Below are 18,577 nucleotides of genomic sequence, written 5' to 3'. Positions count from 1 at the left end.
TGCCACAAATATAGCATAAAAAAGTGAATATTCGTCGTTCATGCAAATTGCAAACTTTGTAAATGCACTTTTTGCACACATAACTTTGATAGTCTGATTGCTTTCATTATTTTTGCCGATAAAAGAATCACTAATACCAAAAAACTTAATAGAAAATGAGCTTGAAAATTGTAGTATTGGCAAAACAGGTTCCCGACACTCGTTGCGTGGGGAAAGATGCCATGAACGCTGACGGCACAATCAACCGTGCGGCACTTCCGGCGATATTCAATCCGGAAGACTTGAACGCTCTTGAACAGGCGCTCAGACTGAAAGACACTCATCCGGGATCAACTGTTACCATGCTGACCATGGGACCCGGCCGTGCCGCAGAAATCATTCGCGAAGGTTTGTATAGGGGAGCTGACAATGGGTATTTGTTGACCGACCGCGCATTTGCCGGCGCGGATACGCTGGCCACTTCGTACGCTTTGGCTACGGCAATCCGCAAAATCGGCGCGTATGACATCATTATCGGCGGACGTCAGGCTATCGACGGCGATACGGCGCAGGTAGGCCCTCAGGTGGCTGAGAAGCTGGGGCTGCCGCAAGTGACTTATGTGGAAGAAATTGAAGAGGTGAACGGAGAACGTATCCGCGTGAAACGTCACATCGACGGAGGTGTGGAAACGGTGGAGGCTCCGCTGCCTGTTGTGCTGACCGTGAACGGAAGCGCGGCTCCGTGCCGTCCGCGCAATGCGAAGCTAGTGATGAAGTACAAGCGTGCTATGGGCGGACAGGAAAAGGCTGCACTGGCAAAAGAAGGCAAGGAACTGGCATATGCAGGCCTGTATGAATCGCGTCCGTATCTGAACATCACCGAATGGAGTGTGGCAGACGTAAATGGGGATGTCGCTCAGTGCGGCTTGTCCGGCTCGCCTACAAAGGTGAAGAAGATTGAGAATATCGTGTTTCAGGCTAAAGAAAGCAAGAGCTTGAGCGGAAGCGATGCAGATGTGGAGAACTTGATTGTTGAACTGTTGGCTAACCATACTATCGGATAATTATGAACAACGTATTTGTATATTGTGAGATGGAAGGCAATCATGTTGCCGATGTCAGTCTTGAACTTTTGACCAAAGGCCGTAAGCTGGCCACAGAACTGGGTTGCCAGCTTGAAGCTATCTGTGCAGGCTGTGGCCTGGCAGATGTAGAAAAGCAGGTGTTGCCTTTCGGTGTCGACCGTGTGCATGTGTTCGACGCTCCGGGCTTGTTTCCTTATACGTCTTTGCCTCATACTTCCATTCTTGTCAACCTGTTCAAGCAGGAGAAGCCGCAGATCTGCCTGATGGGAGCTACCGTTATCGGCCGTGATCTGGGACCGCGCGTTTCTTCGGCATTGACCAGCGGTCTGACCGCCGACTGCACGCAGCTGGAAATCGGTGACCATGAAGACAAGAAGAATGGCGTTACTTACAAGAATCTGCTGTATCAGATCCGTCCGGCTTTCGGCGGAAACATTGTGGCTACAATCGTCAATCCGGAACACCGTCCGCAAATGGCGACCGTTCGTGAAGGCGTGATGAAGAAAGAAATTCTTGATGAAAATTATCAGGGTGAGGTGATCCGTCATGATGTGGCTAAGTTCGTTCCCGAAACAGACTATGTGGTGAAGGTTATCGACCGCCATGTGGAAAAGGCGAAACACAACTTGAAGGGTGCTCCGATCGTTGTTGCCGGAGGTTACGGAATGGGCAGCAAGGAAGGTTTCGACATGTTGTTTGAACTGGCGAAAGAGCTTCATGCCGAAGTGGGAGGAAGCCGTGCGGCCGTTGATGCCGGTTTCTGCGATCACGACCGCCAGATCGGGCAGACCGGCGTGACTGTTCATCCGAAACTGTATATTGCCTGCGGTATCTCAGGACAGATCCAGCATATTGCCGGTATGCAGGATGCAGGCATCATCATTTCCGTTAACAGTGATCCGAATGCGCCTATCAATTCCATCGCCGACTACGTGATCAACGGAACGGTGGAGGAAGTGATTCCGAAAATGATTAAATATTATAAGAAGAACAGCAAGTAGTTTTTTCTGAGGAGTTAGAGGAGTTAAAGAAGTTAGAGAAGTTAAAGCCAATAGTTTTGTTTATGGCGACGCAAAGTTTTATGGATCTGAGAGCTTGGCAGAAAGCTCATCAATTTGTGTTGACTGTTTATCAGTTTACAGGCAAGTACCCAGCTTATGAACGTTTTGGACTTTGTTCGCAATTTCAACGGGCTGCTGTTTCGATTCCGGCTAACATTGCGGAAGGCTATAGGAAAACAGGAAAAGCTGACAAACTTCGTCTAATGAATATTGTGCAGGGCAGTTTGGAAGAATGCAGATATTATATACTCCTATCCAAAGATTTGAATTATATTACGCAAGATAATTATATTAAATTAACCAGAAGTATAGAGGATGTGAGTCGTTTGCTTAATGCTTATTGTAAAGCTGTTGCCGGTTGAAGGGTAGATACTAGACTCTCTAACTTCTAAGGAGCTTGCGACTGATAACTTCTATAACTTCTATAACTTCTGATACAAATGCCAAACTTTTATACAGAACATCCGGAACTCAAGTTCCACTTGAACAATCCGATGATGGAGCGCATCTGTCAGTTGAAAGAGCGCGACTATAGAGATAAAGACGAGTATGATTATGCGCCGCAGGATTATGCGGATGCAGTTGATTCGTACGACAAGGTGTTGGAAATTACCGGAGAAATTACCGGAGAAGTAATTGCTGCCAATGCTGAAGGAGTGGATCAGGAAGGTCCGCACCATGCAAACGGACGCGTGGAGTATGCATCAGGGACGAAAGCGAACCTGGATGCAATGGTGAAGGCCGGACTGAACGGTATGACCATGCCGCGCCGTTTTGGCGGTTTGAATTTCCCGATCACTCCGTATACCATGTGCGCTGAGATCGTGGCGCAGGCTGACGCCGGTTTCGGCAACATATGGTCATTGCAGGACTGTATTGAAACATTATACGAATTCGGCAACGAAGACCAGCACAGCCGTTTCATTCCGCGCATCTGTGCCGGAGAAACCATGTCGATGGACTTGACGGAGCCGGACGCAGGGTCTGACCTTCAGAGCGTGATGCTGAAGGCTACTTATGATGAGGCAAACGGTTGCTGGCGTCTGAACGGTGTGAAGCGTTTCATCACTAACGGTGACGCGAACATTCACCTGGTGCTGGCTCGTTCGGAAGAGGGCACGCACGACGGCCGTGGTCTGTCTATGTTTATTTATGACAAGAATGACGGAGGTGTGGATGTGCGCCGCATTGAGAACAAGCTCGGCATTCACGGTTCTCCTACTTGTGAGTTGGTTTATAAGAATGCCAAGGCGGAATTGTGCGGCGACCGCAAGCTGGGTCTGATCAAGTATGTGATGGCTTTGATGAACGGTGCCCGCCTGGGAATCGCTGCGCAGTCGGTGGGATTGAGCCAGGCTGCATACGATGAGGCTGTGGCATATGCGAAAGACCGCAAGCAGTTTGGCAAGGCAATTATTGAGTTCCCGGCAGTATATGATATGCTGGCCGCTATCAAGGCAAAGCTGGATGCAGGACGCGCGTTGCTGTATCAGACTTCACGCTATGTGGACATCTATAAGGCATTGGATGACATTGCCCGTGAGCGCAAGCTGACTCCGGAAGAGCGTCAGGAACAGAAACGGTATGCAAAGCTGGCCGACAGTTTCACTCCGCTGGCAAAGGGTATGAACTCTGAATATGCGAACCAGAACGCATACGACTGTATTCAGGTTCACGGAGGCTCCGGCTTCATGATGGAATATGCTTGCCAGCGCATCTATCGTGACGCACGCATCACCAGCATTTACGAAGGGACAACCCAGTTGCAGACCGTAGCAGCTATCCGCTATGTGACTAATGGTTCGTATGCTGCCACCTTGCACGAGTTTGAAGCCGTTCCTTGCGCTCCTGAATACGAAGTCTATCTGGACCGTATCAAGGAAATGACCCGCAAGTTCGAGGCTTGTACGGCTGCAGTGAAAGAAGCGCAGAATCAGGAGTTGCTTGATTTTGTGGCACGCCGTCTGTATGAAATGGCAGCCGTGAATATAATGAGCCACTTGCTGCTTCAGGATGCAGGCAAGGCACCCGAGCTGTTCGGAAAGTCATTGGATGTATATGTCAATTATGCAGAGGCCGAAGTGGAGAAGCATTTCAATTTCATCCGCAAGTTCAAGGCCGAAGAACTGGCAAACTATCGTCATTGACCGGATTGTCGGCTGTTTGACTCATTGAATGCAAAGACACAAAGGCGCAGGGAACATTCCTGGACTTTGTGTCTTTGTCTTTTTGCAGCGGACCATCGGTTCATTGGTTTCCGGTCTTCTGCCGGATTCTTTTCCGCAGCCAGTTGTTGAAGAAAAAGAGCAGCAGGAGTGCTATGGCTGTAGGCAGGCAGAGCAGCAATGTCTTTGCATCAGGAACAGAATCTTTGGCTCTGTGAAACAGTGCCGTGAATTGTTCGTGGTAACTCCATCCGAAATAGCCTATGCCGCTTGCCAGCATCAGGGATATGGTGATGAGCCATGAGATGAATATTCTTTTTTCCTCACGTTTTTCTTTCAGATATGCCTTCTCTTCAATCCGTTTCATCGTTCGGTAGCTGAAGTTGCTCGGAAGTTTGAAGCCTGCCTGTTGGCCGACGGCTTTTTTTAGTCCCTTGTCTGTCATGGTCAGTCCTCCTTGGTCATTAATAAATAGAGTTTTTTGCGGATACGGTGGAGCTTTACTTTTGCATTGCTTTCCGAGAGGTGCAGGATATAACAAATTTCTGAAATCGTTTTCTCTTCTTCATAAAATAATGTGACCAGTGCCTGTTCGTCAGCCGGCAATGTAGAAAGCGCCTGTTGCAGCTTTTCAATCTGTTCTTCGCTGTCTGTGTCCAAGGCTTCATCGACTTGCGTGTCTGAAACGGATTTCCATAATTTGTCGTCGAATGACAGCACCTCGTTCCGTTTTTTGCGAAGCGCAGATAGCGTCGTGTTGTATGCAATCCGGTATATCCATGTTGAGAAACTGCTGTTTCCGTTGAATGCAGAAAGATGTTCAAAGGCTTTCATAAAGGTGTCCTGTGTCAGTTCTTCGGCATCTTCCGGTGAACCGGTCATTCGGACAATCAGGTTGAAGACCTGTTGCCCGTATGTATCGAGGAAATAGGAGAAGCGTTCTGTCTTTCCCGCCAACACCGAAGAAATGATATTTAGTTCTTTCTCATCCATGATGCCTTTTAGACGCTTCCGTCTGCAAAAGGTTACATTTGAAGAAAGAAAATCTTTTCCCCGTTTTTTTGTAACCTGCCGGTCTGATTTGCGTCTAAAAGTGCAAAGAAACAAATTTAATTTCAATGATTATGGAAGAGTTAATGATTGTGGCCAATGTGGCTATCGTATTTGGAGTGATTTACAAGTTGTTCGAACTGTTTGTGAGACGCAAGGAACGCATGATGCTGATTGAAAAGATGGGGGATAAGCTGACTCCGGAAGTCTTCAAGAATGGGATCTTTTATCTTCCGTCTTCGTTTTCGTTCGGAGGGCTGCGTTTGGGCTGCCTGTTGCTGGGGTTGGGTTTAGGTTTGTTGGTTGGATATGTCATCGTTTGCTTGACCGGTCCGGAAAGGCGTGGCTATAGGGTATCGGAAACGATTTCAATTATTTATGGTGCCAGCGTGTTGCTTGGCGGCGGACTGGGACTGGTTGTTTCTTATTTGATAGAGGTCAATAAAGTGGAAAGGGAGAAAGAAGAAAAATAAAGAACAGCAGTTCTGATTTTCCGTTTTTCAGTATATTCGTGCAGTAAACGGAATTTTGGATGAAAAAGATAGTTCTTGCGATAGACTCTTATAAAGGATGTCTGAGTTCGAAGGAAGTGGAAACGTGCGTGGAGCAGGAGCTTCATGTGCGTTTTCCTGATTGCAAGGTTGTGTGCTTCCCGGTTGCTGACGGAGGTGAAGGATTGCTTGAAGCGCTGGCCGGCATTCTTGACATGCAGCTAATTCATGCGGAAGTGCATGATCCGCTGATGCGGGTCTGCGATGCCCGTTATGGCATACTGGAAGACGGAGTGACCGCAGTGATAGAGATGGCGGAAGCGAGCGGCTTGCCTTTAGTGGCTGTGCCGGAGAGAGATCCGATGCGTGCCTCTACGTTCGGAACGGGTGAACTGATAGCGGATGCGTTGCAGAAAGGCTGCCGGAAGTTTCTGACAGGTATCGGAGGGAGCGCAACCAATGATGCCGGAATGGGGATGCTGGAAGCGTTAGGAGTACGTTTCTTTGATGAGAACGGATTTTTGCTGCATGGAAGCGGTGAATCGATGTGCCGCATTTCGCGTATGGATCTCACTCTAATGGACAGCCGTCTGAAGGAAGCCGACTTTCAAGTGGCATGTGACGTGGATAATCCTTTCTGCGGGGAGAGAGGGGCTGCGTATGTTTTCGCTCCGCAGAAAGGGGCTTCTCCCGAACAGATAAGGCGGCTGGACGAAGGGATGAGGCGCTTTGCCGCATTGATGCGCCGCACGTTAGGCAAGGATGTTTCGTGCCTTGCTGGAGCCGGTGCAGCCGGCGGACTTGGCGGTGCGTTGTGCGCTTTTCTTGGAGCGCGCCTGCTTCCAGGGATTGATGTGATGCTGGATGCCGCCCGTTTCGATGAGGTGCTGCCGGATGCCAGTCTGGTAATAACCGGAGAGGGGTGTTCGGATTTGCAGACCTTAATGGGAAAGGTGCCTTCCGGTATTTTGAGGCGTGCACAGCGTTTTGATGTCCCCGTCTGTCTGATGTCCGGACGGATTGAAGAAAAGGATGCATTGCTTCGTGCCGGATTTGCCGGACTGTTTGAAGCAAGTCCATCTGATATGCCGTTGGAAGAGGCTGTAAAGCCCGAAACAGCAAAAGAGAATCTGCGCAGGGCTGTTCAGGCTCTGGCGCGCCTTATGGAAGATAAGCTTTGATCACTTTTTCTTCCCGAAAGTCGAGTTTACCCATTGCGGAAGAATACATACTCCGATAATCAGATAGGAATAATAGGTAATCAGCCGCCAGATGAACGCGGCTATCAGTGCTGTTCCGGCTGCGGTAAAGAAATCGCCGTAATAGACCTTGAACATATATTCGCCGAATCCGCTTCCTCCGGGGGTTGGAGTGACCACCAGAATCATCCAGATGACGAGCTGCCGGGCAAACGCCAGCAGATGGTCGCCTCCCGAACTGAAGGCAAAGAGCAGTGCGTTCACCACCCAGTAGCGCGAGCACCATGCCCAGGCCGTTACCAGAAAGCATTTCAGCCAGAAACCGAAAGAGCGTTTGCTCAATTCGTGTGAACTGGTAACCAGGTCGTCGCCCAGCTTCTCGATGTTGCTTTTCCACCGGCGGAGAAAAGGAAGAGAAAACAGGGCCGTCAGCACATTGCTGACCCACGATGCCTTGTGAAACAGCGCGACATAAAGAATCAGTGTCCACAGGCAGACAATGGCGAGAACGCTCATGAATATGATCTGCACGCCCGTATCGAAGGCTGCATTGTTCATGAAGAGCACATCCGTAGGAAACAGGACAAGCACCGCCAGACATGCGATACCCAAAAACAGTTCGTCCAGAAACAGGTTGGCAATCATAATCGATGTGCCTTCTCCTCCTGTCAGTCCTTCCTTGTGCAGATAAACGGCTATCAGGCTGCTTCCGCCCACGGCAGAAGGAGTAGCGGCTGAGGTGAACTCGCAAAGCATGTTCACGCGGAACACTTGTTTCCATGAAAGTTTTTTCCCTACCAGAATCTTGAACCGTTGGGTAAGAGCCAGGTTCTGGCAAACCATGAACAGAGCAGCAAGGATGATGCCGGACCACATCCGTCCGTTTGGCTTGAGCGAAGCGAACATGGACGGGTCGAACTCTTTCCAGAACATCCCGCCGATGACGGCAAGTCCCAGAATGATGGGCAATGCCACATAGTATGGATTGAATAGCGTTTCTTTTTTCATTGGTGATGATATCGTTTGATGAGGCTTGCGTAGCGGTCGCTTACTTCGTCGGCGATGTCTTTCCACGGGCGGGCCAGTGTTTCGGAGGCATTCAGGCTGACTTTTTCGAGCAGAGGCTTGTCTTTCAGTATGAGCTGTATCTTGCCGGCGAATGCTTCTTTGCTGTTTCCCGTAAGAAATCCGTTTGTTCGGTCCTTTATGACAGCTGCGGCCGTAGATCCGTCTATCAGAACGGAAGGAGTATGGAGTGCCGCGGCCTCTCTGACCACCAGCGGCGCATTGTCGTAGAGCGAAGGGAACAGAAACAGGTCGGCTGCCATATAGTATTTGCGCAGGATATTCCTGTCTGTTATGCAGCCCAGAAAGTTTATCCTGTCGCTGATGTCCAGCTTTTTGCTCAGTTCCTTCAGTTCGTCCGACGCATAGCCCGTTCCGATAAAGAACATTCTGAAGGGCATGGACTTCAGCAGTGCGACAGCATGAAGCAGAAAGTCCAGGTTCTTTTCCAGGATATGTTGTCCTACATACAGAAAGAGCGGCGTGTTTTCGTCTATGCCGAGTTCTTGCCGGAATGCGTTCCGTTCGGTTTCTGAAAACGTTCCGGCAAAGTCGTTGCCATTGTCCACCACTTCCACTTTTCCTTTGTAGCCGTATTCGCGGAGCGTTTCTTCGACTGACGCCTGCGGAATCCACACTTCGTCGGCGCGGTTATAGAAATTGACTATGCGTTTGATAATCAGGTCAACGATGAGTTTGCTCGGTATCACTCTGTCGAAATCGGCTCGGTACTTTGAATGGAACGTGGCTACGACCGGCACATTGCGGGAGTGGGCGATACGCATGGCCAGTTCTCCGGAAGAAAACGGGCAGTGCGCATGCATCAGCGTGAAAGGTATGTTGCTGATTTGTTTGTAGAAGGGCAAATCGATGTATGGGAATCCCATCCGGTAAGGCTTGCGCTTGGGGATGGGCATGGATACATACCGGTATACAGGGTAGGGAGTGTCATCGTAGGAAGACGCATTGGCCGACGGAGTTATGACGCAGACGTCTTCGCCCTTCCGGTTCAGCCAGTATGCGTAATTCTGCGTAGTGACAGATACTCCGTCCATTATGGGCGGAAAACAGTCGTTAAATAGTCCAATCATACCTGTTTCTTGTCGATTTGCGTTCGATATTATTAATTGTTGCAAATTTACAACACAATTTTGGATTCAAATGTTTTTTGTCAAAAGAATTTGCCCCGTTCTTCTTCTTCCCGCTTTCTGGTCAGAACGGAAAAAGCAGCGGAAGCACGAATATCATGACAATTCCCATCGCAAGCTGCAGCGGAAGCCCTACCTTTATATAATCGATAAAAGTGTATTGGCCGGCAGGCATTACCAGCGCATTGGGCGGTGTGGAGAACGGAGAGGCAAAGCACATGCTTGCACCGACCGCTACGGCAAACAGAAAGGGTACGGGACTGGCTCCTATCTGCGAGGCGCTTTCCAGCGCAATAGGCGCAAGCAGTACGGCTGTAGCTGTGTTGCTGATGAACATGGTCAGCAGGGAGGTGGTGAAGTAGATTCCTGCCATGAGCGCAAACGGTCCATAGGATCCCAGTCCTTGTGCGAGTGAGCTTGATACCAGTGCTGATACGCCGGTTTTCTCCAGTGCCTGCGACATGGGCAGCATGGCGGCTATCAGCACAACGCTTTCCCAGTTGATGGTTTTGTAGGCGGCTTCTACGTTGCGGAAACATCCGGTGAGCACCATCAGAAGGGCAGCGATGATGACCGATGTAACCGGAGCTACCGGAATGAAGTCGAACACCATCATTGCCACCATCAGCAGCATGATTGCCGCCGCTACGGGTGCTTTGTAGTCGAGGGTTACTTTGGCGGCTTCGTCGAGCGGCTGTCCAAGCACCACCCAGTGGTCTTCTTCCCGGCTCAACCGTGCGATGTTGTTCCAGGTTCCTTGCACGAGGAGCACATCTCCGCTATGGATATGTTCGTTGCCCAGATCTTTCAGTATATAGTCGTGTTTGCGCCGGATGCCCAGTACGTTCACGTTGAATTTGTCACGGAATCCGGCTTCCTTGATTGTGTGGTTTGTGAGGCTCGAAGTGGACATCATCACGATTTCTGCGATTCCGATGTCGTAAAAGTCAAGCGCGTTGCCGTTGGTTTCTTCAGATGTATGCCCGTCAAGCAGTCCTAGCCTGTATTCTCTGCCGAACCGTTCGGCGTTTTCAAAGTTTCCGGTCACATAAAGTATGTCGCCGGCCGCGAGCTGAGTGTCCGTGTCTGCCAGTTTCTGTGTAATGGTTTTCAGGAACTTGTGTTTCGACAGGTCGCCCCGTCTTACCTCCAGTATATTCAGCCCGTACTTGCGCCTTATGTCCAGTTCGATGATGGTCTTCCCGAGCAGCCCGGAGTCTTCCTTTACTTGCAGGCGGAACAGATTGTTTGACAAGCCGTATTCACGCACCAGTTCCTGAAGCGATTTGCCCATCCGCGAGGCTTCCTTTTTCTTTCCTTTTGAAAGGAATAGCTTGCTTAGCGGCATCAGCACGATGATTCCGACCGCTACGCATACGATGCCTACCGGCAGGAACGAGAAGAACGACAGCCCCTCATGGCCGGCAGAGATTAGCGTGTCGTTGATGACAAGGTTGGGAGGCGTACCGATGAGTGTCATCATTCCCCCCATGCTGCTGGCGAATGCCAGAGGCATGAGCAGCCGGCTTGGCGAGATGTTCGCGCTGACGGCCAGGCTGACCACGATGGGAAGCATCAATGCCACAGTTCCCGTGTTGCTCACGAATGCGCCGATAGCCGAAGTGACCAGGATGACCAGCAGAAAAAGTCTGGCTTCGCTGTTCCCCGCAAACCTGAGCAGGCGCGAGCTTATTGTTTTGGCAAGTCCTGTCTGAAAAATGGCTCCCCCCACCACAAACAGTCCGATCATCATGATGACTACGGAGTTTGAAAACCCCGACAGAGCCTCCTCGGGCGTGAGAATCTGGAATATCAGCAAAGCTGCCAGTGCGCATAAGGCTACCAGATCAGAACGGACCTTTCCGTTTACGAAGAATATGGCTGAAGCGATGAGTATGCCTAATGTAATCCACATAGCTGTTAAGGGAATTGATTTGCTGGGCAAAATTATGGGAAATGTGCCAAACTGCAAAATCCTCCATAATATAATAAATGTTATAATCCGAACTTTTTCTGGCAAATAATTCTTTTATATCATATAAATCGCTATATTTGCAATGTGTTTTTCATAGTATTAGATTTAAGGTTAACAAAGGTTGGAGTACAGCGGTACTCCTTTTTTTATGCTTTTTCCGCAGGCAAGCTCCTGTTTCTCGGCTAAAACTTTTTTCCTCTTTTCTCGGCAGAAATGTCGGGTTATGCCGTCATGTTTTATAATCCAAGGGCTGGAATGTAGAACGTGCGGGTCTGGTCATGGATTTTTGATGCGGCAGGATGGTAAAAGGCAGGATGAAGCAGACAGACTGCGCCTCGGAACAGACTTTGAAGTAATTTTCTTCAGGCGTGGTTTTCTGATTTTTTTGCTTAAATTTCCAGCTTTATGTTTTCAGAAATTTAAAAATTTCATATTTTTGTCACCGTGTGTAAAGCAGAACCCTATGGAAGATAAGTTTAGAAGATGGATTGTTTGCCTTTGTCTGGTGTTCGTTTTTCCGCACGTTTCTGCTGATTCATATACGTTCCGTTCCCTTTCGGTTTCGGAAGGTATGCCGGATCTTGTCGTCAACTCAATATACAAGGACTCCCGCGGGTTTGTATGGTTTGGCACCAACACCACACTGGAGCGTTTCGATGGCGCGCGGCTCAGACATTATTTTCTTGAAGCAACAAACGGGAATGATGCGAAGGAGAAACGGGTTTATTCGATAGTGGAAACTCCTGAAGGAGAAATATGGGCGGGGACAGGCATAGGGCTGTTTCGTGTAGATGATGATGCGGGCAAGCTCTTCCGTTACGCTTCCGATGCGATAGATTCGGGAGTGCATGCGTTTTTTGTTTCCGGCGACACGGTTTATGTGGGAACAGACAAAGGGCTTTTCATACATGCCGGCGGCAGTTTCTCTTCCGTGCAGTTGGACGGGAACATCTTTTCTCCGGCCAACCGTGTGACCGGTATCGCCGGTGACTCTCATGGCATTCTTTGGATATCTACGCTGGGAGGATTGAAGTCGTTCAATCCTCTGACAGGGAAGGTAGGCTCTTTCCCGCCGCAGTCCGGCAGAGCAGCTTCTGCCTATTATAATGTGGCTCTGGTGGGGGCGCGTGTCTTTTTGGGCACAATGACAGACGGTATTGTCGAGTATGACGTTGCGGATGGCGTGTTCCGTCCGTACATTGATGTGGGTTGCGGAGTCATCTCTTCGCTTTCTACCGATGGCAAGGACCTGCTGTATGTGGGAACCGACGGAAACGGCGTTCATTTCATTTCCGTGTCTGCCAATCAGATAGTCCGCTCTTTCCGCCACGATACAAACGCCGATCCGGCCATCCGTTCCAATTCGGTCTATTCGGTGCTGGCCGACCGCGACGGGCTGCTTTGGATCGGTTTCTACCAGCTTGGCGTGGACTACAGCCTTTATCGCAGCCATCTTTTTCAAGTCTATCGCTTCGGCTCGCGTTTCACAACCGAAGGGATGCCCGTCCGGACGGTTTCGTTTCACGGGAAGCAGAAGCTGATCGGCACGCGCGACGGCTTCATATTTATAGATGAGGCCGACGGGCGTTTCAAAACTTTTGACACCCCCCAGCTTAGGGCAAGCATCATTATTTCAAGCTGTTATTTTTCCGGGAAATACTATATCGGCACGTATGGAGGAGGGATGTATGTGTTCAATCCCCGTACGCTTGAAGTGGAGGATTTTTATTCTTCCGAGCCGTATCCTTTCAAGAACGGACATATATTCTGCATCCGTTCCGACAGGGAAGGATGCTTGTGGGTAGGCACTTCCAACGGGCTTTACTGCTTTCGTGACGGAGAGAAGATCCGTCATTTCCAGAGTGCTGATACCAAGCTGCCGGAAGGAAACGTGTATGAAATCTTTTTTGATTCTACGGGAAAAGGCTGGATATGCACGGAAAACGGAATGTGCATTTGGGATCCTTCCACTTTGAGTCTGAGGGCAAATGTTTTCCCCGAAGGGTTCATCAACAGAGAAAAGGTGCGTATGGTGTATGAATCTTCTGACCATCGGCTGCTCTTCTTGCCGGAAAAAGGGAGCCTTTTTGTTTCTGACCTTTCGTTGAAGAATTTCGGAAGGGTGGGAAAAGGTACTTTGTTGGACGGGAAATCGCTTATGTCGGTTATCGAAGACAATTCGAAAGCTTTCTGGATTGCAACGAACAACGGAGTGTACCGGTATGACGGAGAAGGAGGCATCATGCCGTTCGGTATGGTTGACGGGATTCCCAGCAATGTGTTCATCAACTGCTATGCGCTGAAGGATTCTGCCGGGACACTGTGGTTCGGAAACTCAAACGGACTGGTTTCCCTGCCGGGAGGAAAGGCGAGGCGGCTGCCCGAACTGCCGTATGCTGCGGCCATATCCGGAGTGCTTGTTGACGGAGTTGACCGTCCGGAGCTTCTGGAGCGTACGGGCAGCACCTACCGCATCAGTTTGAGCAGCCGAAACAGCAGTCTTACGCTGTTGCTTGCAGACTTGCTGTATGTTTCGCCGGATGAAGCGGCTTATGAATACCGTGAGGCGGAAGATGAGGAATGGAAGCTTTTGGTCGGCAAGTCAGAATTTAATCTTTATAACGTGCCGAAAGGCGGGTGCCGTTATTATATCCGCAGAATCGGTTATCCGGAATCGGCTCTTGAACTGGAGGTGCTTCCGCCTTCTTCCGGAGGATGGTGGGCGGGGGTGCTGGCTTTGGTTCTTGCTGCTGCCGGAATTCTGCTTTATCGCCGGAAACATGCGCGGCGGCAGGAGCCTGTGGTTTATGTGGAGCCGGAAGTTTCCGCTGTCCCTGCGTTTGATGCAGGCGGGAGTGCAAACAGCGCGGAAGAGCCCGAATCCCTCATTGCTCCGCACCCGTCACTTGAAGAAACGGCCCTTGCGGCAGATGAGGGAGAAGGCGGCAAGTATAAGACGAACAAGTTGAGCGATGAAGAATGCGAACGGCTCAGCAATCTGCTGGACGAGGTGATGAATGAGAAGAAGCCCTATATCCATACCGACCTGAAGATTGCAGATCTGGCTTCTATGGTAGGTTCTTCGTCGCATGCGCTTTCTTATCTTTTCAACCAGTACTTGAAGAAGAGCTATTATGATTATGTAAATGAATACAGGGTGCTGGAGTTTAAAGCGATCGTCACGTCTGAAGACTGTTCCAAGTATACGCTCGAGGCTTTGGCTGAACGGTGCGGGTTCAGCTCGAGGGCTTCGTTTTTCCGCTCGTTCAAGAAGGCCACCGGCATCACTCCCAATGAATACATCAAGAGCGTTCAGAAATGAATCTCTGTTTCCGTGAGGCAGTATTTCTGCGTTTTTTCCCCCAGTTTCTCTGTAGACAAATGTATCATCCAGTCTTAAATAATAATTTGGGACTGGATGATATTTTATTGTGTATTAGTTAGTTATTCCGATATTAGTATCATCGGGTTATGTGAGATTTGTTTCAACGGGAAAAATTATGTGATGTCCGATTCTCCCTCTATTTTTGCAAGCGTAAAACAAATCTCAAAAGCTAATTAATATGAAAGACCCGGAAGAAAAAGTGAACCAGTTAGTCGCGGAATGCTACGAAAAGTACAGGCATCCGGTCTTCCTTTATGTCTATTATAAGACAGGGAAAAAAGAAGAATCCGAAGACTTGACCCAGGATGCGTTTGCCCGGCTTTTGGAATATCGCAAGATGCTTTGTGAAGAAACTGTGAAACATTTTTTGTTTACAATTGCCCGCAACCTGGTGACGGATTACCTGCGCCGCCGTTACAGGCGGCAGGAAGTGGCAGCATATCTGTATGAGTCCGGAGGGCTCTGTTCGGACGAAACGGAAAGCGGGATTGTTGCGCGCGACCTGCAGAAAGCGGAATACCGGCGTGTGGCTTCTCTGCCCATGCAGCGTCGGATCGTTTATGCGATGAACCGTTTTCAGGGAAAGACCTCCGATGAGATAGCCCTGCGTCTGAACCTTTCGAAGCGTACGGTTGAGAATCATCTCTTTATCAGCAGGAAAGAAGTGAGAGAGTATATAAAACAATGTATATAATGAACAGAAACTGTGAGAACAAACGGAGTTGTTAATTTAAAGTTTAATCTTATGAAGCATGAATTTCTAAAGATTTCATCGAAAAGAGTCCTTTTCTCAGTGATGATGGTTTCTGCTATGGCAACGGGAAATGTCGTTTCGGCGTTTGCGGAAACTGATTCGGTCCGGTCTGTCATGCAGACGGTTGCGGTAAAGGGACAAGTGTTGGATGCTGACGGGGTTCCCGTTATCGGTGCGAGTGTTCTTGAAAAAGGGACTTCTAATGGTGTGATAACAGACATGGACGGAAATTTTTCGTTGAATGTTTCTTCTAAAAATGCTCTGGTAGTCATTTCTTATATCGGTTATAAGTCGGTCGAACTTCCGGCTTCAAGCCCGGAACTTGCTCACGTAAGCTTGCATGAAGATTCGGAAGTATTGGGCGAAGTGGTGGTTGTCGGTTACGGTACGGTGAAGAAGGAGTCGTTGACGGGTTCGGTGACCGTGGTGGACGATAAGGCATTTATGGAGAAAGGTAATCTTTCCAGTCCTTTGCAGGCCTTGCAGGGTCAGGTTCCGGGTGTGATGATTACACGTTCTTCTTCTGCGCCGGGCGATGAAAGCTGGAGCATGAACTTGCGTGGTTCGGTTTCGGTGAACAGCACCGAGCCTTTGGTTATCATAGACGGTGTGGCGACGAATAGCGTGAATGACCTCCGTCTGATAAACCCGAACGACATTGAGTCCATTAACTTCCTGAAAGACGGCTCGGCTGCTATCTATGGTGCACGTGCCGCAGGTGGTGTCGTATTGGTTACTACCAAGAAGGGAAAAGAAGGCAAGACCAAAGTGGAATATAGCGGTTCGGTCACGCTGAAGACTGTGGGACTGATGCCTGAACTGATGAGCATCGACCAATGGGCGGACGGTGTGATGACAGCATTGGAGAACGACGGCAATACATCGAACAGCTGGTACACGTATGCCCAGTTGGCAAAGAAGTACAAAGGAACTTACATTGATCTGGAAAATACTTCGAATCCGTTTGGCAATGCGGCGTTTACCGATGTGGCAGACTTTGTATTCGATGACAGCGTGGACTGGCTGGGTTCTTTGTTCGGCAATTCATTGTCTACCGATCACAACCTGAGTATATCGGGAGGTACGGAAAAGGCTTCTTACCGTTTGTCATTGGGATATATGTACGATGGTTCTCCGCTGCAGTATGGAAACAACAATAACCAGCGTTACAACTTCCGCCTGAGTAATTCGGTGAAGCTGACCGATAAGTTGACTTTGGAATCAGTTATCTCTTACAATCGTCAGGAACAGGTGTCACCTACCGATATCAGTTCGGTGTTGACCACCCAGACTCCGATGCCGGGATTGCCTTTGACTAATATGAACGGTGATAATTATGCGTGGGGTACATGGGGTTCGCCGGTAGCTAAGGTAGAAGAAGGCGGCGACAACAAGCTTTCCGTATCGTCATTGAATATCAGCGAAACTTTGAATTACACGATTAATGACTGGTTGTCGGCAAATGCCAATGTGGGCTATACAAACAGTACGGCAAACCGCGACGTGGTGAGCAATTCGGTCACTTACTACAACTTTACGGGAACCCGGCAGGTGCTGACTACTCCTACGGCAGATGCGTCTTATTATCGTGCCACTACGAATCAGACCAATTTCTATTCGTTCTCGGCTTACCTGAACGCGCATAAGAAGTTCGGCAAGCACGACTTGAGCCTGACCCTCGGTGGGCAGTATGAATTTAATGACTACAAAACGTGGGGTGTAAGGGTAGAAAACATCTTGAGCGGACTGGAAATCGTGAACGGTTCGGGTGACGTGACGTTGGACGGTGCCAACAACGAGGATGTTGACAAGTATCAGAATGCGTTCCTTTCGTTTTACGGCCGATTCAATTACAATTACGATGACCGTTACCTGCTGGAAGTAAACGGACGTTACGACGGATCTTCCAAGTTCCAGCCTTCGAACCGTTGGGCTGCTTTCTATGGCATCTCTGCCGGTTGGCGCATCAAGCAGGAAGCTTTTATGGAGGATGTGGATTGGCTGAGCGATTTGAAACTCCGTGTTTCATACGCCGAAATGGGTAACCAAAGCGGTATCGGCAACTACGATGGCGTGCAGTTGTATAATGTGAATACGGCTAACGGTGCTTACGTAGGCTCGGGATTACTTTCTTATATCGCTACGGACGGCAAACTGGTGTCAACGACCCGTCATTGGGAACGTATTAAAAACTATAACGTAGCAGTTGATTTCGGTTTCCTCAACGGCAAGCTGACCGGTACGGTGGAAGCTTTCTTGAAGAAGAATGATGACATGCTGGTAGAAATCTCTTACCCTGCTGTATTGGGTGACGATGCGCCTACCACCAATAGCGGTAAGTTTAAAGGCTGGGGATATGAAGGCCAGGCTACTTGGCGCGACAAGATAGGCGACTGGAGCTACTATGTAGGCGGAACACTGACTTTTGCCCGCAACGAACTGACTGATTATGGAGGAACAACCGTGCTTCAGTCGGGATACGTCAAGACACAGCAAGGCTATGCGCTGAATTCCATCTTCGGCTTGCGCTATGGAGGAAAGATCCAGAATGAAGAACAGTTGGATGCTTATCTGGCAAAATACTATGATACCAATGCAATCGGCATACCGAGCAACCTGCGTGTGGGTGACAATATGTATTGCGACGAGAACGGCGACGGTATACTGGACGAGAAAGACTATATCTACTTGGGAAGCGATTCGCCCGAAATCTCTTATTCGTTCAATGCCGGAGTTTCGTGGAAAGGATTCGATCTGAACGTGATTTTCCAGGGAGCGGCCAACCGTTTCGTTTACCGTGACATAGACAACACGACAGTACCTTTCCGTGCCAATTACACGAATACAACGACGGCTTCCATTGGCAATGTGTGGAGCCCGGAGAATCCTGATGCTTATTATGCACCTTATACGAATGATTCAAACATCAATAACTATAACTATCAGGCATCTTCGCTGACCGCCCAAGACGGACGTTACCTCCGTTTGAAGAATGTGACCATCGGTTATACGTTCGATTCGAAACTGTTGCAAAAAACGAAATGCATAGAAGGTCTCCGTTTGTATGTGACGGGTGCAGACTTGTGGGAAACCGCCAAGATTACCGACGGATGGGATCCCGAAGCCAAGCGTGACGCTACCGGTCTGTCGCGTTATCCGTTTACCCGTTCGTTTACGTTCGGTGCCAATGTAACCTTTTAATTAACCGCATAAAGATTGA

General features: G+C 49.2%; 14 protein-coding genes. 9 read left to right on the top strand and 5 right to left on the bottom strand.

What is annotated here, in order from left to right:
• The first annotated feature begins 155 nt into the window (after positions 1–155).
• The 4 genes from QUW60_RS06650 to QUW60_RS06635 all read left to right on the top strand — a co-directional run bounded on the left by QUW60_RS06650 (position 156) and on the right by QUW60_RS06635 (position 4,272).
• The gene (locus QUW60_RS06650; protein WP_258338625.1) at positions 156–1,043 is read left to right on the top strand and encodes an electron transfer flavoprotein subunit beta/FixA family protein; all 888 of its coding nucleotides are present in this window, start codon (positions 156–158) and stop codon (positions 1,041–1,043) included.
• 2 nt (positions 1,044–1,045) lie between these two features.
• The gene (locus QUW60_RS06645) at positions 1,046–2,065 is read left to right on the top strand and encodes an electron transfer flavoprotein subunit alpha/FixB family protein (protein WP_258338626.1); all 1,020 of its coding nucleotides are present in this window, start codon (positions 1,046–1,048) and stop codon (positions 2,063–2,065) included.
• A 62-nt stretch (positions 2,066–2,127) separates the two neighbouring features.
• On the top strand, positions 2,128–2,487 hold the full coding sequence (locus tag QUW60_RS06640) for a four helix bundle protein (protein ID WP_289559361.1): 360 nt from the start codon (positions 2,128–2,130) through the stop codon (positions 2,485–2,487).
• Positions 2,488–2,565: 78 nt separating this feature from the next.
• Positions 2,566–4,272 carry an acyl-CoA dehydrogenase family protein gene (locus QUW60_RS06635; RefSeq protein ID WP_258338628.1) on the top strand — a complete coding sequence of 569 codons (1,707 nt, stop codon included), beginning with the start codon at positions 2,566–2,568 and terminating at the stop codon, positions 4,270–4,272.
• Between the two features lie 100 nt (positions 4,273–4,372).
• Here QUW60_RS06635 and QUW60_RS06630 read toward each other — a convergent pair whose 3' ends face one another.
• A complete protein-coding gene (locus QUW60_RS06630; protein WP_289559360.1) occupies positions 4,373–4,735 on the bottom strand; it encodes a hypothetical protein in 363 nt (120 codons plus the stop codon).
• Positions 4,736–4,737: 2 nt separating this feature from the next.
• Complete coding sequence (locus tag QUW60_RS06625; RefSeq protein WP_289559359.1) at positions 4,738–5,283, bottom strand: RNA polymerase sigma factor; 546 nt, start codon at positions 5,281–5,283, stop codon at positions 4,738–4,740.
• Between the two features lie 131 nt (positions 5,284–5,414).
• On the opposite strand from QUW60_RS06625, the gene QUW60_RS06620 reads away from it, so the two are divergent.
• Entirely contained in the window at positions 5,415–5,813 is a 399-nt protein-coding gene (locus tag QUW60_RS06620; protein ID WP_258338631.1) for a DUF6249 domain-containing protein, read from the top strand.
• 59 nt (positions 5,814–5,872) lie between these two features.
• On the top strand, positions 5,873–7,012 hold the full coding sequence (locus tag QUW60_RS06615; RefSeq protein ID WP_289559358.1) for a glycerate kinase family protein: 1,140 nt from the start codon (positions 5,873–5,875) through the stop codon (positions 7,010–7,012).
• Here QUW60_RS06615 and QUW60_RS06610 read toward each other — a convergent pair whose 3' ends face one another.
• The 3 genes from QUW60_RS06610 to QUW60_RS06600 form a co-directional block, all read right to left on the bottom strand.
• Positions 7,013–8,038: a lysylphosphatidylglycerol synthase transmembrane domain-containing protein gene (locus tag QUW60_RS06610; protein WP_258338633.1), complete on the bottom strand. Its 1,026-nt coding sequence runs from the start codon at positions 8,036–8,038 to the stop codon at positions 7,013–7,015.
• The gene (locus QUW60_RS06605) at positions 8,035–9,186 is read right to left on the bottom strand and encodes a glycosyltransferase (protein ID WP_258338634.1); all 1,152 of its coding nucleotides are present in this window, start codon (positions 9,184–9,186) and stop codon (positions 8,035–8,037) included. Before QUW60_RS06605 ends, QUW60_RS06610 begins: the two co-directional genes overlap by 4 nt.
• Positions 9,187–9,307: 121 nt before the next feature.
• A complete protein-coding gene (locus tag QUW60_RS06600) occupies positions 9,308–11,188 on the bottom strand; it encodes an SLC13 family permease (RefSeq protein ID WP_434736849.1) in 1,881 nt (626 codons plus the stop codon).
• Positions 11,189–11,681: 493 nt separating this feature from the next.
• On the opposite strand from QUW60_RS06600, the gene QUW60_RS06595 reads away from it, so the two are divergent.
• From QUW60_RS06595 to QUW60_RS06585, 3 genes are all read left to right on the top strand, one after another.
• Complete coding sequence (locus tag QUW60_RS06595; RefSeq protein WP_289559354.1) at positions 11,682–14,540, top strand: two-component regulator propeller domain-containing protein; 2,859 nt, start codon at positions 11,682–11,684, stop codon at positions 14,538–14,540.
• A gap of 241 nt (positions 14,541–14,781) precedes the next feature.
• Positions 14,782–15,297 (top strand): sigma-70 family RNA polymerase sigma factor, encoded by a 516-nt coding sequence (locus QUW60_RS06590; protein WP_289559352.1) that lies wholly within the window; start codon positions 14,782–14,784, stop codon positions 15,295–15,297.
• Positions 15,298–15,348: 51 nt separating this feature from the next.
• Positions 15,349–18,558, top strand: coding sequence for a SusC/RagA family TonB-linked outer membrane protein (locus QUW60_RS06585; RefSeq protein ID WP_289559349.1), 3,210 nt, complete (start codon positions 15,349–15,351; stop codon positions 18,556–18,558).
• The last annotated feature ends 19 nt before the right edge of the window (positions 18,559–18,577 follow it).

The sequence above is a fragment of the Bacteroides gallinaceum genome, assembly GCF_030373775.1.
GTDB classification, from domain to species: Bacteria; Bacteroidota; Bacteroidia; order Bacteroidales; family Bacteroidaceae; genus Phocaeicola; species Phocaeicola excrementipullorum.
Note: the sequence above shows the minus strand (reverse complement) of the source record. Positions and strands in the feature narration are given on the sequence as shown.